The 16,037-nt window shown below is 43.5% G+C and carries 10 protein-coding genes, 3 rRNA genes and 1 pseudogene; 10 read left to right on the forward strand and 4 right to left on the reverse strand.

Going from position 1 to position 16,037, the window contains the following annotated elements; all coding sequences use genetic code 11:
- From AC0L6H_RS04415 to aroE, 7 genes and pseudogenes are all read left to right on the forward strand, one after another.
- A complete protein-coding gene (locus AC0L6H_RS04415) occupies positions 1-171 on the forward strand; it encodes a DprA-like winged helix domain-containing protein (RefSeq protein ID WP_473392842.1) in 171 nt (56 codons plus the stop codon).
- Between the two features lie 5 nt (positions 172-176).
- Entirely contained in the window at positions 177-653 is a 477-nt protein-coding gene (locus tag AC0L6H_RS04420; RefSeq protein WP_473392844.1) for a DUF494 family protein, read from the forward strand.
- Between the two features lie 87 nt (positions 654-740).
- Positions 741-1,322, forward strand: coding sequence for a topoisomerase DNA-binding C4 zinc finger domain-containing protein (locus AC0L6H_RS04425; RefSeq protein ID WP_473392846.1), 582 nt, complete (start codon positions 741-743; stop codon positions 1,320-1,322).
- On the forward strand, positions 1,312-1,878 hold the full coding sequence (tsaC, locus tag AC0L6H_RS04430; RefSeq protein WP_473392847.1) for an L-threonylcarbamoyladenylate synthase type 1 TsaC: 567 nt from the start codon (positions 1,312-1,314) through the stop codon (positions 1,876-1,878). Before AC0L6H_RS04425 ends, tsaC begins: the two co-directional genes overlap by 11 nt.
- Positions 1,875-2,832 (forward strand): annotated as a pseudogene (hemF, locus tag AC0L6H_RS04435) (oxygen-dependent coproporphyrinogen oxidase). Before tsaC ends, hemF begins: the two are co-directional and overlap by 4 nt.
- 229 nt (positions 2,833-3,061) lie before the next feature.
- Positions 3,062-3,763: an OmpW family outer membrane protein gene (locus AC0L6H_RS04440; protein WP_473392848.1), complete on the forward strand. Its 702-nt coding sequence runs from the start codon at positions 3,062-3,064 to the stop codon at positions 3,761-3,763.
- A gap of 172 nt (positions 3,764-3,935) precedes the next feature.
- A complete protein-coding gene (gene aroE / locus AC0L6H_RS04445) occupies positions 3,936-4,766 on the forward strand; it encodes a shikimate dehydrogenase (protein ID WP_473392850.1) in 831 nt (276 codons plus the stop codon).
- On the opposite strand, the gene AC0L6H_RS04450 is transcribed toward aroE, so the two are convergent.
- Complete coding sequence (locus tag AC0L6H_RS04450) at positions 4,767-5,300, reverse strand: gamma carbonic anhydrase family protein (RefSeq protein ID WP_473392851.1); 534 nt, start codon at positions 5,298-5,300, stop codon at positions 4,767-4,769.
- Positions 5,301-5,372: 72 nt separating this feature from the next.
- Positions 5,373-5,993, reverse strand: coding sequence for a LysE family translocator (locus AC0L6H_RS04455; protein WP_473392853.1), 621 nt, complete (start codon positions 5,991-5,993; stop codon positions 5,373-5,375).
- 552 nt (positions 5,994-6,545) lie between these two features.
- On the opposite strand from AC0L6H_RS04455, the gene AC0L6H_RS04460 reads away from it, so the two are divergent.
- The 3 genes from AC0L6H_RS04460 (at position 6,546) to rrf (ending at position 11,916) form a co-directional block, all read left to right on the forward strand.
- Positions 6,546-8,078 (forward strand): 16S ribosomal RNA (locus AC0L6H_RS04460).
- Between the two features lie 397 nt (positions 8,079-8,475).
- A 23S ribosomal RNA gene (locus tag AC0L6H_RS04465) occupies positions 8,476-11,353 on the forward strand.
- A gap of 447 nt (positions 11,354-11,800) precedes the next feature.
- Positions 11,801-11,916: ribosomal RNA gene (gene rrf, locus AC0L6H_RS04470) — 5S ribosomal RNA — on the forward strand.
- The 16S, 23S and 5S rRNA genes sit together here, the layout of an rRNA operon.
- 407 nt (positions 11,917-12,323) lie before the next feature.
- On the opposite strand, the gene AC0L6H_RS04475 is transcribed toward rrf, so the two are convergent.
- On the reverse strand, positions 12,324-13,475 hold the full coding sequence (locus tag AC0L6H_RS04475) for a lipocalin-like domain-containing protein (protein ID WP_473392854.1): 1,152 nt from the start codon (positions 13,473-13,475) through the stop codon (positions 12,324-12,326).
- 2 nt (positions 13,476-13,477) lie between these two features.
- Positions 13,478-16,036: an ABC transporter permease gene (locus AC0L6H_RS04480; protein WP_473392855.1), complete on the reverse strand. Its 2,559-nt coding sequence runs from the start codon at positions 16,034-16,036 to the stop codon at positions 13,478-13,480.
- Position 16,037: the final 1 nt, after the last annotated feature.

Here is a 16,037-nt window from a genome sequence, read left to right on the forward strand (position 1 = left end):
TTGGCATCTGATCCATTGTTAGATAGTGTTGACTACAGTGCTACATCAGTAGACACTATCGCAACACGCACCGGCATGGCTTTAAACGACGTGTTGTCACGACTATTAGAATACGAATTGCGTGGACTGGTAGCTTCAAGTGCAGAAGGCTACGTTAAACTGAGGGGCTAAAAAATATGTTTGATATCCTCATGTATCTGTTTGAGAATTTAGTGAATAACGAAGCCGATATTATGGTCGATCAAGATGAATTGACCGAAGAACTGATACGAGCTGGCTTTCACCACGACGAGATTTTTAAAGCTTTGGCATGGCTCGAAAAATTATGTGATTTACAGGCCAGCGATGAAACGCCTTATTTGACGCGTGCCAACGGCATCTCTAATACCCGCATATATACACACGAAGAGCAGGTCATGCTTGATGTTGAGTGTAGGGGCTTCTTACTTTTTCTTGAGCAAATTAATGTACTTTGCGCCACCACGAGAGAAATGGTGATAGATCGAGTCATGGAAATTGATTCAAGCGAGTTTTGCTTGGTTGATCTAAAGTGGGTGGTATTGATGGTGTTATTTAATGTGCCAGGCAAGGAGCTCGCGTATGAACAAATGGAAGAACTTCTTTTTGAATACCCTGAAGGCTTGTTGCATTAAACAAAGTCGTACATGTAACACCGAATGTTGCGAAGCACGGTAATATTCATTCCCACAACCTATAGGTAAACGAGCAATAAATCTGTCATGTCAAAAAAAGACGATGCATTATTTCCTGACCATAGTGCTAATCAATTAGCCTATGGGGATTGTCCTGAGTGTGCAGCGCCCCTTCAACTTAAACATGTTGGTAAGTCGACATTTTTGGGCTGTACCCGTTATCCACAATGTGACTATTCAAAGTCACTTAACACTTTTGAAGTCACCACATTAAAGGTCATTAGTGACAGTCACTGTCCTCAATGCAATGCGGCACTTGCAGTTAAAAAAGGACGCTACGGGATGTTTATCGGCTGTACAAACTTTCCAAGTTGTCATTATATTTCTGCTAGTCAACAAAAGCAGGTTCAAGCACAATATCAACCTGTACATTGTCCAAAATGTAGAAACGGAGAAATACAAAAAAGGCAGAATCGCTTTGGCAAATTTTTCTACTCTTGTGATAATTACCCCAAATGTAAATATCTAGTCAATAATGAGCCAGTTGCCATGGATTGTCCAAAGTGCAAAGCAAATATCATGCTGCGAAAAGCGAAAACCGAGAATGTATATATATGTGCAGACCCCAAGTGTGCACATTTAGTTGATGAAAGCGAACATGAACAATAAATCTGAACACGCGATGCGGGAATTAGCTCATTGGTATAAGTCGGGTCAGGTGTTTGCATACCCAACGGAAGCTGTATATGGTCTTGGCTGTGATCCTTTAAACAAAGAGGCAGTTTATAAAATATTGGCACTAAAAAGCCGAAGTGTTGAAAAAGGCATGATTCTAATTGCCAGTAATTTCTCGCAAATAGCGCCATATGTTTTATTCGACAGCTTGCCCCAAACGACACAAGATACTATTTTGGCTTCTTGGCCTGGTCCAGTTACATGGTTATTGCCAAAGTCATCGGCCACGCCTGATTGGGTAAGCGGGGATTCAAGCATGATTGCCGTGCGAATCACTAAACATCCTTTAGTTAGGCAAATGTGCGATCATTTAAATGCTGCTCTAATTTCAACAAGTGCGAATCCAGCTGGTGAGTCACCGGCAATGACAGAGTCACAGGTGCGCGCTTATTTTTCAGATCAGGTGTCAATTGTGGCCGGGCAGCTCGGTACACAAAACTCACCGAGCAAAATTTTTCACAGTTTAACGATGGAAACCATTCGAGCATGAGCGAATCAAGCAGTTCAAACACTAAGGTCGATTTAGACAGTGTCACACAAGAACAAATAGATAAGGTAAAGGCTTTTCTTCTCAAGTTACAAGATTCTATTTGCCAAACGCTTTCTTTAGCAGATGGTGGTGGCTCATTTATAGAAGATACCTGGGAACGAGAAGAGGGTGGTGGTGGCCGTTCACGCGTCATGCGCGGTGGAGATGTGATTGAACAAGGTGGCGTTAACTTCTCCCATGTTTTTGGTACGCAAATGCCTGCTTCCGCCACGGCCGCTCGACCTGAATTAGCCGGTCGTAGTTTTCAGGCCATGGGTGTTTCCTTAGTTATTCATCCTAATAATCCTTACGTGCCCACGTCACACGCAAATGTACGGTTTTTTGTTGCGCAAAAAGAAGGTGAGGCACCTATTTGGTGGTTTGGTGGCGGATTTGACTTAACACCCACCTATGTTTTTGTTGAGGATGCAAAGCATTGGCATCAGGTGTCTGCAGATTTGTGCGACCCCTTTGGTAAAGATGTTTATCCTAAGTATAAGCGCTGGTGTGATGACTATTTTTATCTAAAGCATCGCGGCGAGACACGCGGTGTTGGAGGCCTATTCTTTGACGACTTAAATCAATGGGGTTTTGAAAAATCCTTTGAGTTTATGCAGGCTGTTGGCAACGGTTACTTAGATGCTTATGTTCCTATTGTCGAAAAAGAGAAAGAACAGCAACTTTTCAGACCGAGAGCGTCAATTCCAACTTTACCGCCGAGGACGTTACGTTGAGTTTAATCTAGTCTATGACAGGGGGACTTTATTTGGCTTACAGACTGGAGGGCGAACCGAATCAATTTTGATGTCTATGCCACCACTTACGCGATGGGAATATAATTATAAGCCTTCACCAGAATCTCCTGAGGGTAAAATTCAACAATATTTGAAGCCAATCAATTGGCTCGACCTATAAGGAGCCTTTTTGATTATTGGCATTATTAATGAAGTAGAATAAAAGTAGAACAAAGATAAGTTCCTTCAAATATCCTTAATTGCTTGATTTGGATCAACGAATTAAACCGCGTTAAATCAAGTGTTTGCCAAAGCTTAATCTAGATCAATATTTTATATCTTGCTTACTTTACTATTGGTTTCAGTTTTCTAATTTAACCTTTAATTAATCAATATATAGTGAGTAAGTAATGAAAAAGTCTATTCTTTCAAGCGCAATAATTTCTGTTTTAGCTTTAGGTAGCGCAAATGCGTTTGCACATGAAGCTGGCGACATTGTAGTTCGCGCAGGTTTAACCAACGTTGCTCCTGACGAAGCAAGCTCTAACATTTTAGTGGGTGGTGCAAACTTCGAACTTGGCGGAGCAGTTGTGGGCGGAGTATCGGTAGACAACAACACCCAACTTGGCTTAAATGTTGCCTACTTTTTGACTGACAACTGGAATGTTGAATTGTTGGCCGCTACGCCTTTTTCTCATGATATTGACTTAGCAAGTGGTGGTAACTTAGGTAAAACTAAACATTTACCGCCTACCATTACCGCAAACTACTTTTTTGCTGATGCTGGCGCTAAATTTCAACCTTATGTAGGTCTTGGTATTAACTATACTATCTTTTTTGACGAAGATTTTAATGACGAAACAGTCGCCGCGATAGATGGTTTGATTGGTGCAACTATTTCAGATTTGAGCCTAGACAACTCGTTTGGCCTATCTGCGCAACTAGGTGCTGATTATGAAATTTCTGATGGGCTATATTTAAACGCATCAGTTCGTTATATCAATATTGAAACTGAAGCTAAGTTTAAAGTAAATGGCGCTGACTTAGGTACAATTGAAACGGTTGAGATCAACCCATTCGTATATACCATTTCACTTGCTTACAAGTTCTAAGTTAATAGCTTCTTTATTTTAAGGCTAAGACATTAATAGGGACCTGTTGGTCCCTTTTTGTTGCGTGGCGAATAATTACTACTAAGAAAAAACAACTTAATCTTGAAGATGGTTTGGATTAAGACAAATTTTCGGTATTATGCTAGCCCTAGTGTTTTATTAGGTACACAGTTTGACAAGTTCTTCTGCTATTGCTTGCGTATTTGGAAACCCCATTGAGCAAAGCAAATCACCCATTATTCATGCAATGTTTGCCAAACAATTTGGTATAGACTTAATATATACCAAACGTTTAGCACCCGAAGACGGGTTTAATAATTCTGTTGAAACGTTTTTTGCTGATGCGCGTTGTATTGGTGCGAACGTGACCATGCCTTTCAAGCATGATGCGTTGGCATGGGTCGATAGCTTATCCAGTCAGGCTATGCGAGCAGGCGCGGTCAATACAATTATCCGCAAAGAAAATTCGTTTGTAGGTGACAACACCGATGGTATTGGACTTGTGACCGACCTAGAAAATCATGGCGTTGTTTTACAAGATGCGAACATCCTTTTGATTGGTGCCGGTGGAGCGGCGAAAGGGGCCTTGCCTGCGTTGGTTGATGCAGGTATAAAAAGTGTGACGATTTACAATCGTAGTGAAGACAAGGCAAGAGAGCTACAAAACTATACAAACAGTTATGCTGGTGAAAAAGCGAGCCTTTTCAGCAAGACACCAACAACACAATTTGATGTGATCATTAACGCAACTTCTCTAAGCTTAAGCGGGCAGGTGCCAGACCTGCCAGATGATATTTTTCATAATAATCCCAGTGTATACGATATGGTCTATCAATCGCAGCCAACCGCGTTTTTAAACAAAGCGATAAAGTTGGGCTGCACTAATACTATAGATGGATTGGGGATGCTGGTTCACCAAGCGGCTTATAGCTTCTATTTATGGTTTGCCAAAAAGCCGAATTGTGACCCCGTGTACCAATACTTACGTGACTTAAATAAATAATCAGGCATTTGCTAGGTATTGATCCTTCAATTTCACGTAATTTTTTGCGGATTCTAACAAGAAAGCTTTTTCAGACTCATGCAATGGGCGCTTTTTAAGCGCAGGGTTACCAACATATAAATAGCCGCTTTCTAAACGCTTGTTTGGTGTTACCAACGAGCCCGCGCCAATGAAAACGTCGTCTTCAACTATCGCGCCGTCCATGACAATTGCGCCCATACCCACTAGCACTCTATTACCAATAACACAGCCATGTAACATACATTTATGGCCAACGGTTACGTCATCACCAATAATCAAGGGGAAACCGTTTGGATTTCTTTCACTAACTCGACTAACATGCAATACGCTTCCATCTTGAATATTAGACCGCGCGCCAATTCTAATGATATTAACGTCACCCCTTGCTGCCACTAAAGGCCATACACTAGCGTCTTGACCAAAATGAATGTCACCTGTGATAGATGAGCTTTCGTCTATATAAACTGAACTGTCAAAACTGGGACGTATATTATTAAAAGTGTTTATTGGCATTGGGACCTCGTTAGACTTTCACAGCTAAGATATAGCTATTGATGTATGAACATAAAATAGCATAGCTAAATATTAAGCTATCGCCAACCAAATACCAATAAAAGCGAGTAGACTTCCGCCGATACGATTTATCCATTGCGCTTGGTTACCTTTATTTAAAAGTTGCCTCAGCCATTTTCCTCCATTAGCGTAAATTAACATACATACCAATTCGCTGAGCATAATGATAGAAACTAGGATAATGAGCTGCAATGGGAGCGCTTTGTCGATATCTAGAAAGGGTGGCAATACCGAGATCATAAATGCCCAGCCTTTTGGATTAGCAACCGCGGTTAAGAAACCTTGCAAAACTAAATTATATGGTGATAGTTGGTTATCTGATAAGGTGGAATCGAGTTCAATGTGCACCTTAGTTAACAACATCTTGATACCAAGGTAGAGTAGGTAAGCCCCGCCGACCCATTTAAATACCACAAAAGCAGTTGGATATTGGATCATCAGACCGGCAACACCCAATACAGCGAGCACCGCCACGAGGGCAACACCAAAAACCTCACCTAACATCATATATAGTGTTTTCCTAACGCCAATTGTCATACCTAATGTCATCGCTAAGCTCATACACATACCGGGTGTTAACGAAATTAGAAAAAAGGTGGGTATAAATACAGCTAAAATAGCGATCTCTGGCATAAGCCCTATAATTCCTCTTTAAATGTAAAAGTTTGCACCAAAGCAATACCGCTAGTATCTATTAGCGCATTTGAATAACTTCGTTGTTGCACTTAAGTTTCCGTTTTTGTATCACAGATGTTAAATAACTACTATATTTTGAGCGTTTCGATGCAAAAACGAGCAGACAGTCACAAAAACACAAATAAATTTAGTAATAGGCTTGATCATAGAATTTATCTATGTAGAATGCGCGCTCGCTTCAAGGACACATCGTTAGGCTTTGATTACAAAGGCTAGCAAGTCGCTTTGAAGTGTCAAGATTAACGCGTCATTTCGATGACGCAAACGTAAAACAAGCTGCAAAATAAATTGCAAAAAAGTTTACAAAAAGTCTTGACAAAATTTGCGAGTGACGTAGTATTCGCATCCCGCTTGAGGAGAGGTATAGTCCACCTCACAGCGAGTTAGCCGTCAGGCTAACAATGTTCTTTAACAATTAGTAGCAAGACAATCTGTGTAGGCACTCGTCAAGAGTGTCTGCGACAAAAATTTATTTGTAATTTCAGTATTTAATTGAAGAGTTTGATCATGGCTCAGATTGAACGCTGGCGGCAGGCCTAACACATGCAAGTCGAACGGTAACATTTCTAGCTTGCTAGAAGATGACGAGTGGCGGACGGGTGAGTAATACTTAGGGATCTGCCCTTTGGAGGGGGATAACCATTGGAAACGATGGCTAATACCGCATATTACCTACGGGTAAAAGGGGGCTTCGGCTCCCGCCAAAGGAGGAACCTAAGCGAGATTAGCTAGTTGGTGAGGTAAAGGCTCACCAAGGCGACGATCTCTAGCTGTTCTGAGAGGAAGATCAGCCACACTGGGACTGAGACACGGCCCAGACTCCTACGGGAGGCAGCAGTGGGGAATATTGCACAATGGGGGAAACCCTGATGCAGCCATGCCGCGTGTGTGAAGAAGGCCTTCGGGTTGTAAAGCACTTTCAGTTGTGAGGAAAGGTGTGTGGTTAATACCCATATACTGTGACGTTAACAACAGAAGAAGCACCGGCTAACTCCGTGCCAGCAGCCGCGGTAATACGGAGGGTGCAAGCGTTAATCGGAATTACTGGGCGTAAAGCGCACGCAGGTGGTCATTTAAGCCAGAAGTGAAAGCCCCGCGCTCAACGTGGGAAGGCCTTTTGGAACTGAATGACTAGAGTCTTGGAGAGGGGAGTGGAATTCCAGGTGTAGCGGTGAAATGCGTAGATATCTGGAGGAACATCAGTGGCGAAGGCGACTCTCTGGCCAAAGACTGACACTCATGTGCGAAAGTGTGGGTAGCGAACAGGATTAGATACCCTGGTAGTCCACACCGTAAACGCTGTCTATTAGCTGTTTGTGGATTTAATCCGTGAGTAGCGAAGCTAACGCGATAAATAGACCGCCTGGGGAGTACGGCCGCAAGGTTAAAACTCAAATGAATTGACGGGGGCCCGCACAAGCGGTGGAGCATGTGGTTTAATTCGATGCAACGCGAAGAACCTTACCTACTCTTGACATACAGTGAACTCTCCAGAGATGGATTGGTGCCTTCGGGAACACTGATACAGGTGCTGCATGGCTGTCGTCAGCTCGTGTCGTGAGATGTTGGGTTAAGTCCCGCAACGAGCGCAACCCTTGTCCTTAGTTGCCAGCATTCAGTTGGGCACTTTAAGGAGACTGCCGGTGACAAACCGGAGGAAGGTGGGGACGACGTCAAGTCATCATGGCCCTTACGAGTAGGGCTACACACGTGCTACAATGGCGAGTACAAAGGGAAGCGAACCTGCGAGGGTAAGCGGACCCCTTAAAGCTCGTCGTAGTCCGGATTGGAGTCTGCAACTCGACTCCATGAAGTCGGAATCGCTAGTAATCGTAGGTCAGCATACTACGGTGAATACGTTCCCGGGCCTTGTACACACCGCCCGTCACACCATGGGAGTGGGTTGCAAAAGAAGTAGCTAGTCTAACCTTCGGGAGGACGGTTACCACTTTGTGATTCATGACTGGGGTGAAGTCGTAACAAGGTAACCCTAGGGGAACCTGGGGTTGGATCACCTCCTTACCAAAAGTCAATGACGTTTTTGACTGAGTGCTTACACAGATTTTCTTGCTAAAAAGGGGTCAGAGTTACTTACTCTAACCGCTTGCTATTAAGAATAAACAAAGGACTACGAGTAACTAACTCTGACCCCTTTTTGCTCTTTAACAATTTGGAAAAGCTGATAAAAAAAGTAATCTATATTTAAAAGTAAGAGAAGTGATGAAAATTGCTTGTATGTACATGAAAGTGTGACATACGAAACGATTTTCTCAAGAGCTACTCTATCTGACATATATACCTCTATTTTTTCCACCGAAAAAATAGAGCGATTAGCAAAACTTGTCACCATACGATTTAACGCGCTTTGAATTACAAAAGCGAAGCGTTAAATAAAGCATGCGCTTTATAAGGGTTGTATGATTAAGTGACTAAGCGTATACGGTGGATGCCTAGGCAGTTAGAGGCGATGAAGGACGTGTAAGTCTGCGATAAGCGTTGGGAAGCTGACAAAACGCGTTATACCCAACGATTTCCGAATGGGGAAACCCAGGTCTTAGGGCCTATCGTTAAGTGAATTCATAGCTTAACGAAGCAAACGAGGGGAACTGAAACATCTAAGTACCCTTAGGAAGAGAAATCAAACGAGATTCCCCTAGTAGCGGCGAGCGAACGGGGAGCAGCCGAATCAGTATGATGTAGCAGAATGTGTTGGGAAGCACAACGATACAGGGTGATAGTCCCGTATGTGAAGCATCATATTGGTCATATTAAGTAGGTCGGGACACGTGTTATCCTGATTGAAGATGGGGGGACCATCCTCCAAGGCTAAATACTCCTAACTGACCGATAGTGAACCAGTACCGTGAGGGAAAGGCGAAAAGAACCCCTGTGAGGGGAGTGAAATAGAACCTGAAACCGTATACGTACAAGCAGTGGGAGCACCTTTGTGGTGTGACTGCGTACCTTTTGTATAATGGGTCAGCGACTTATATTTAGTAGCAAGATTAACCGTTTAGGGGAGTCGTAGCGAAAGCGAGTGTTAACTGCGCGTTTAGTTGCTAGGTATAGACCCGAAACCCGGTGATCTAGCCATGGGCAGGTTGAAGGTTGAGTAACATCAACTGGAGGACCGAACTCACTGATGTTGAAAAATCAGGAGATGACTTGTGGCTGGGGGTGAAAGGCCAATCAAACCGGGAGATAGCTGGTTCTCCCCGAAATCTATTTAGGTAGAGCCTCGGACGAACACCATTGGGGGTAGAGCACTGTTAAGGCTAGGGGGTCATCCCGACTTACCAACCCTTTGCAAACTCCGAATACCGATGAGTGCTATCCGGGAGACACACGGCGGGTGCTAACGTCCGTCGTGAAGAGGGAAACAACCCAGACCGCCAGCTAAGGTCCCAAAATATTGCTAAGTGGGAAACGATGTGGGAAGGCTAAGACAGCTAGGAGGTTGGCTTAGAAGCAGCCACCCTTTAAAGAAAGCGTAATAGCTCACTAGTCGAGTCGGCCTGCGCGGAAGATGTAACGGGGCTAAGCAATATACCGAAGCTGCGGATTTGTCTTAGGACAAGTGGTAGGGGAGCGTTGTGTAAGTGGATGAAGGTGAGCTGTAAGGCTTGCTGGACATATCACAAGTGCGAATGCTGACATGAGTAACGATAATGGGGGTGAAAAACCCCCACGCCGGAAGACCAAGGTTTCCTGTCCCATGCTAATCAGGGCAGGGTAAGTCGGCCCCTAAGGCGAGGCAGAAATGCGTAGTCGATGGGAAACAGATTAATATTTCTGTACTTATATAGTGAGTGAAGGAGAGACGGAGAAGGCTAGGCAAGCATGGCGTTGGTTGTCCATGTGAAAGTGCGTAGGGCGTAGAATTAGGCAAATCCGGTTCTACATTAAACCTGAGACACGAGACGAGTGACTAAGGTCGCGAAGTTGTTGATGCCCTGCTTCCAGGAAAATCTTCTAAGCGTATTGCTATATGAACCGTACCCCAAACCGACACAGGTGGTCAGGTAGAGAATACTAAGGCGCTTGAGAGAACTCGGGTGAAGGAACTCGGCAAAATAGTACCGTAACTTCGGGAGAAGGTACGCCCCTGTTTGTGATGGACTTTACGTCCTAAGCGAATGGGGGCCGCAGTGACCAGGAGGCTGGGACTGTTTATTAAAAACACAGCACTGTGCTAAATCGAAAGATGACGTATACGGTGTGACACCTGCCCGGTGCCGGAAGGTTAATTGATGGGGTTAGCGTAAGCGAAGCTCTTGATCGAAGCCCCGGTAAACGGCGGCCGTAACTATAACGGTCCTAAGGTAGCGAAATTCCTTGTCGGGTAAGTTCCGACCTGCACGAATGGTGTAACCATGGCCTCGCTGTCTCCACCCGAGACTCAGTGAAATTGAAATTGCAGTGAAGATGCTGTGTACCCGCACCTAGACGGAAAGACCCCGTGAACCTTTACTACAGCTTGGCACTGAACATTGACCCTACATGTGTAGGATAGGTGGGAGACTATGAAACGTTGTCGCTAGATGACGTGGAGTCAACCTTGAAATACCACCCTTGTACGTTTGATGTTCTAACACTGGTCCCTTATCGGGATTGTGGACAGTGTCTGGTGGGTAGTTTGACTGGGGCGGTCTCCTCCCAAAGTGTAACGGAGGAGCACGAAGGTTGGCTAATCCTGGTCGGACATCAGGAGGTTAGTGCAATGGCATAAGCCAGCTTAACTGCGAGACAGACACGTCGAGCAGGTACGAAAGTAGGTCATAGTGATCCGGTGGTTCTGTATGGAAGGGCCATCGCTCAACGGATAAAAGGTACTCCGGGGATAACAGGCTGATACCGCCCAAGAGTTCATATCGACGGCGGTGTTTGGCACCTCGATGTCGGCTCATCACATCCTGGGGCTGAAGTCGGTCCCAAGGGTATGGCTGTTCGCCATTTAAAGTGGTACGCGAGCTGGGTTTAGAACGTCGTGAGACAGTTCGGTCCCTATCTGGTGTGGGCGTTGGATGATTGATGGGAGCTGCTCCTAGTACGAGAGGACCGGAGTGGACGAACCGCTGGTGTTCGGGTTGTGATGCCAATTGCATTGCCCGGTAGCTACGTTCGGAATCGATAACCGCTGAAAGCATCTAAGCGGGAAGCGAGCCCAAAGATGAGTCATCCCTAGCGATTTAATCGCTTTGAAGGGTTGTTGTAGACTACAACGTTGATAGGCAGGGTGTGGAAGCGTAGTAATGCGTTAAGCTAACCTGTACTAATTGCCCGTAAGGCTTAATCATACAACACCTTATAAAGTGCAAATATTTATTCACTGCTTTTGTGGATCAATATCTTGCGCAACCGATGTGTGCATGTTCCATGGGAACGCTAGGACATCATCGGTATTAATGTGTTAGTAGTGACAAGTGACTAATCAAGATGTGAAATAGAGTAGCGTCTCTTACTTACTAAAATAGTAGATGTTAAGCACATGGTGACGATAACAAGTCGTCATTCCTGCGCAGGCAGGAACCTCCTTGGGCAACCGCGGAGTGTCAAACATCTATCCCATTACTTTTTTTATATTCCTCACTGTTGAGGAGGTTCCCGCCTTCGCGGGAACGACGGTACTTCGTCGTAAATATGAAGTGTCGTAACAGCTTTTTCAAATGAAAGCGCGTTGTTTTGATAACGGCGTGCTAAGTCGGAGCCCCTCAATCAAGTTGAGGGCGCTTCGCGCTTTTTTGTCTGGCGACAATAGCGATACGGTACCACCTGATCCCATCTCGAACTCAGAAGTGAAACGTATTAGCGGCGATGGTAGTGTGGGGTTTCCCCATGTGAGAGTAGCACATCGCCAGACTCCCAATTAGAAAAACCCGCATAGCAAACGCTAGCGGGTTTTTTTACGTCTGCAGTTTGTGCAACCCTTGCACATTCAACGTAAATACCATCATATTCAACACAAAACCCTGCACTATCAACGAAGAAAGGTCATTCCTGCGCAGGCAGGAACCCCCAACATTACACGGCAAAAGCCAAACATCTATGGGGTTTGCTAGGCTGTTGAGGAGATCTTCGCCTGCGCGAAGATGACGAGGGTGGCAGCGAAGATGACGAGGGTGGTAGCGCAGATGACGGCGTAGAGTTACGGTGATAACGTATGCGGTGCGGTGATGACGTCTGTGGGCTGCGGTGATGACGTCTGTGGGCTGCGATCATAACGGCGTAGCGATGCGAAAATAACGTTCGGGGTCGCGGTGATAGAAATTAGTAACCGGTTAGTTCTAAAAAGCCGTTTCCTTTGTGAGAGCCTTCTACCTTCATCATGCCTTCATAGTAAGGCACTAGAGCTTTGTTCCATTGATCATTTTTCAATGCGGTAACTTTGATATCAATATCCTTACTTGGTATGGAGATAGCCCATTGCAAGGGAAGCAGTTTGTTATCTACTTTGGTTTTATTAAGTGCTTCCAGAGATACTTGTGATGGAAGCAAGGACTGTTGTTTTCCTTCAGAAGAGATGTATGAGCCAGTTATATAATCGTTTTGGTCCTTTATTCGCATTCTAAAGGCCATTAGTTTACTTCCATCATCTAGATGCAGTGATAGCCAATCCCATCCCAACGTTGACTGGTCAAAAAGTCCCGATGTCCATTCATGATCAAACCACGCTTTGCCTGTCACCTCTATTTTTTCCGTTTGTTCAGCTGGATTGATCATTTTCAATGTCCCTTTCACATTAATAAATGGTGCGCTGTAATAATGCGAAGCATGGCCACTTGTAGATTTGACACTATAACCATTGTTTCCATGCGGTATATAGGGGCCTTGTTTACGCAAGTGTAAACTAACTTCAAGGTTTAATGAGGTGGTATTTTGGCTGGCTGCGCTAAAATCCAAAATCGCTGGCAAAAGATCGCTGCCCTGCTCGAAGTTCTTCCATTGCCAGTCGTCAATATTGAGGATAAAAGGATTGCTTGTTATTGCCGCATTGCCTACACCGCCACGGGCAAACTTCTCTGCAAACCAGTGTTCTTTCATTGAATGTACTGAAGCGTGCGCCATAAACATCTGATTATTATGCCAAATGTTATTTTGCGAATCTGCAGAAGATACATCTGCTGCTGGGTTCCTAAATCTAAATAGTGTCCATTGAAGACCATAAATTTCATCATTTGAAGCTTCTAGATTAGCGGTTAAATACCACCATTCAATATCAAAGAAGTCGTGAGATGCATGGTCTTTTGGAAAAGTTATCTCATATTCTGGATCTGCTAAGCTTCCAATATCGTCCTCAATCGCATAAATATTGCGACCGAACACAGAGCTAGCGGTCGCCTCTTCATCGGAGCTCGTAAAGCTTATAAATAGCGCAATACTAAAAATAATAAGGCCGGCGAGCATCATGTCTCTTCGCATAACTAATTCAACCTTCTAATATCTTTAATAAGAGGGCGTTTTCCTGCGCGTACAATAGGAATACTAATAACAAGCAGAACAACGCTCAAACTGACAATATAAATATAGGCTATCTTTAGCGCATCGATTTGTAACGGGTAGGTCCATTTAAATGCATGAAAATTGATGTCATAGATTAATACCCAACTGAGTAGAATGCCAAAGGGTGTCGCAAAAATTAAGGCAACTAAACACAGCAACATGTATTGGAATAAAGCTAAAAGTTGCGTTTTAATGGCTGAAACACCTAAGCTCCGTATCAACATGTTTTGAGGCCTTGTATCGTTCATTAACACGACTATTGCGCAAGCAAGAGATAGTGCAGCCACCAATAATGTCACCACATTTAAGCCATCGGTGATCAAAAAGGTTCGATTAAACGTTTGTTCAGAAACCGCGAGTAATTCTTTAGTGCTTAATAGGGAATTTTGATAATTTATATTCGCGCTATCAAGAGCTTGTTTAAATCTTTCCAAACCTGCCTCATCCACCACTATCGAGTATATTGCGCTTTTCGTTAGCGATCCGTCAAAGGCAGATAGCGGCATAATGACTTGTTTGTATGCGTTACCAAAGTCATAAATAATTCCTTGAATAAGGTAAGTAGTAGAACCATTAGTAGTAGGGTGAGGAAGGACAATGGTACTACCTACTTTATAGCCATAGGTAAATGCAAATTGTTGATTTACAAATACGGCTGTTTCATTTTCAAAATCGTCCCAGGCTTGTTCATGAGCAGCGCGCTCATAAAATACCATCGCCTGTTTAAATTGCACCGTCGTTGGATAGCTATGCAATTGAATTTTATCATTATTTTGATAACTAATAATTTTTTCATAGCGCTGATACAGGTCGATATCTGCCGTTTCAGCCATTGCAGCAATATCTTCATTGCCTTCATAATATAAATAATAATCACTTGTTAATCGCGAGTCTAGCCAACTTAAGGTTGCATTTCTAAAGCTATCAACCATCAAGTTCATACCAATATTACTGGTTGCAGCAATAAAAAAAGCACAACAGGCTACTTTGGTTTTACCCGACAAGGCAATGCTTTGTTGAGTACTTAATTTCAGCAAAGTAAACGAGGGCGGAATAAGTCTATCTAATACGCCAATGACCTGCGGATAATTCGCCAGCAAAAGCGAACAACCTGACAATATTAGTAAAGCTGTCGCGAGCAACATTACCCACAATGCTGTGTCAAGTTGCAAAAGACTAAATGCAATAGCAGCAAAGATTGCACTCGATAGCCAAAAAACCTGTCGCCACCCTCTCTGGGAATGAGGAACATTATTCTCGGCCTTTATAGAATTTAAAGATTTATTGCTTATTAGGAACGGTGCAATTGTCGCAGCAATACAGCCAAACAAACTAATACCAAACACTTGCGTAAATAAGCCAAGCAAAGAGATATTACCAAAGCCAACTTGAACTCCATACAGACCTTCAAGTGTCGCCTGTATGGAAGGTGAAACAATGTTCGACAAATGAATACTAAGATAAATGCCCACACAGCTTGTGACCAAAGTAATCAAGCTCATTTCTATCAATTGATTAGCAAAGATTTGGTATCTAGATATACCAAGTTGGCGACAGATCTTAAACCACGGCATACGCGCATTTATCAGTAGATTGACAGCGTTAATCACTATAAACAAACACACAACAAACATCAGCAGTGCCATTGCTAACAAATTCATATGAAAGCTATTGGTGAGTTCGCCCTGTTGGTTATTTGTATTTATCGCGACTATCTTAAGGTGGGTGGGCAGTTGTTTTTCAATCTGACTTATTCTATCCGTGAAATCATCGGCAGAAGCAGTACCTACTAACAGCAAGCTGCTGAGTTCGGCTTCAGGAAATAGTCTATAAAACTCTCCAATATCACATATTAAGTCATTGCCTAAACTGGGATTGTTTATACTAATAAGTTTGGGGAGAGTGTAATTGTGCTTTTGCAGGGCATTTAATTCGCTCATAGGGCGAGTAGATAGTCTTTGTATACTGTCGTTGTCGGCATCTAATTCAGCTAATAAACTTGGATGTCCAATCGCAAGTGATGTACCAAAAGCCATGGATCCTAGTGTTTGGCTTTGTGCTGTGAGGGAAGTGTTTTGCGCGCTCTTTGTGCTATCGGCTAATAGCGGCAATAAAGATAGGCTATCAATCCCGGTTACTGTAATACGCCTTTTACTTAAGCGCTCGTTTCCTTTGTAAATATGTGAAGAAGCCGTAGCGATAGCGATAAGTTGACTAAAGCCTTTATTGCGTAACGCTGTATAGTCTTGTTTTGTTAAGACTGACTGAGGTGTTTTTGCCACAATTTGATACTGCACATTTGGTATCAACAAAGTGTTATTGTCACCGTAGCTTTGTTTAGCACTGGCATTAATGATCAATACAGTAGATAAGCCACACGTTGCGATCACTAATGATGCACACAACATCAACAGACTAAATTTGCTTGCCTTGTAACTTTTGAGCAATAGCGTAAAAAACAAAGGCTTGAATACTTCCATA

It is taken from the genome of Glaciecola sp. G7-5 (assembly GCF_055808975.1).

What these genes read in the sequence shown, in the direction of transcription:
- AC0L6H_RS04420 (WP_473392844.1), top strand. Translation starts at nt 177, where the DNA reads ATGTTTGATATCCTCATGTATCTGTTTGAGAATTTAGTGAATAACGAA.
- AC0L6H_RS04425 (WP_473392846.1), top strand. Translation starts at nt 741, where the DNA reads ATGTCAAAAAAAGACGATGCATTATTTCCTGACCATAGTGCTAATCAA.
- tsaC (WP_473392847.1), top strand. Translation starts at nt 1,312, where the DNA reads ATGAACAATAAATCTGAACACGCGATGCGGGAATTAGCTCATTGGTAT.
- AC0L6H_RS04440 (WP_473392848.1), top strand. Translation starts at nt 3,062, where the DNA reads ATGAAAAAGTCTATTCTTTCAAGCGCAATAATTTCTGTTTTAGCTTTA.
- AC0L6H_RS04450 (WP_473392851.1), bottom strand. Translation starts at nt 5,300, where the DNA reads ATGCCAATAAACACTTTTAATAATATACGTCCCAGTTTTGACAGTTCA.
- AC0L6H_RS04455 (WP_473392853.1), bottom strand. Translation starts at nt 5,993, where the DNA reads ATGCCAGAGATCGCTATTTTAGCTGTATTTATACCCACCTTTTTTCTA.
- AC0L6H_RS04475 (WP_473392854.1), bottom strand. Translation starts at nt 13,475, where the DNA reads ATGCGAAGAGACATGATGCTCGCCGGCCTTATTATTTTTAGTATTGCG.
- AC0L6H_RS04480 (WP_473392855.1), bottom strand. Translation starts at nt 16,036, where the DNA reads ATGGAAGTATTCAAGCCTTTGTTTTTTACGCTATTGCTCAAAAGTTAC.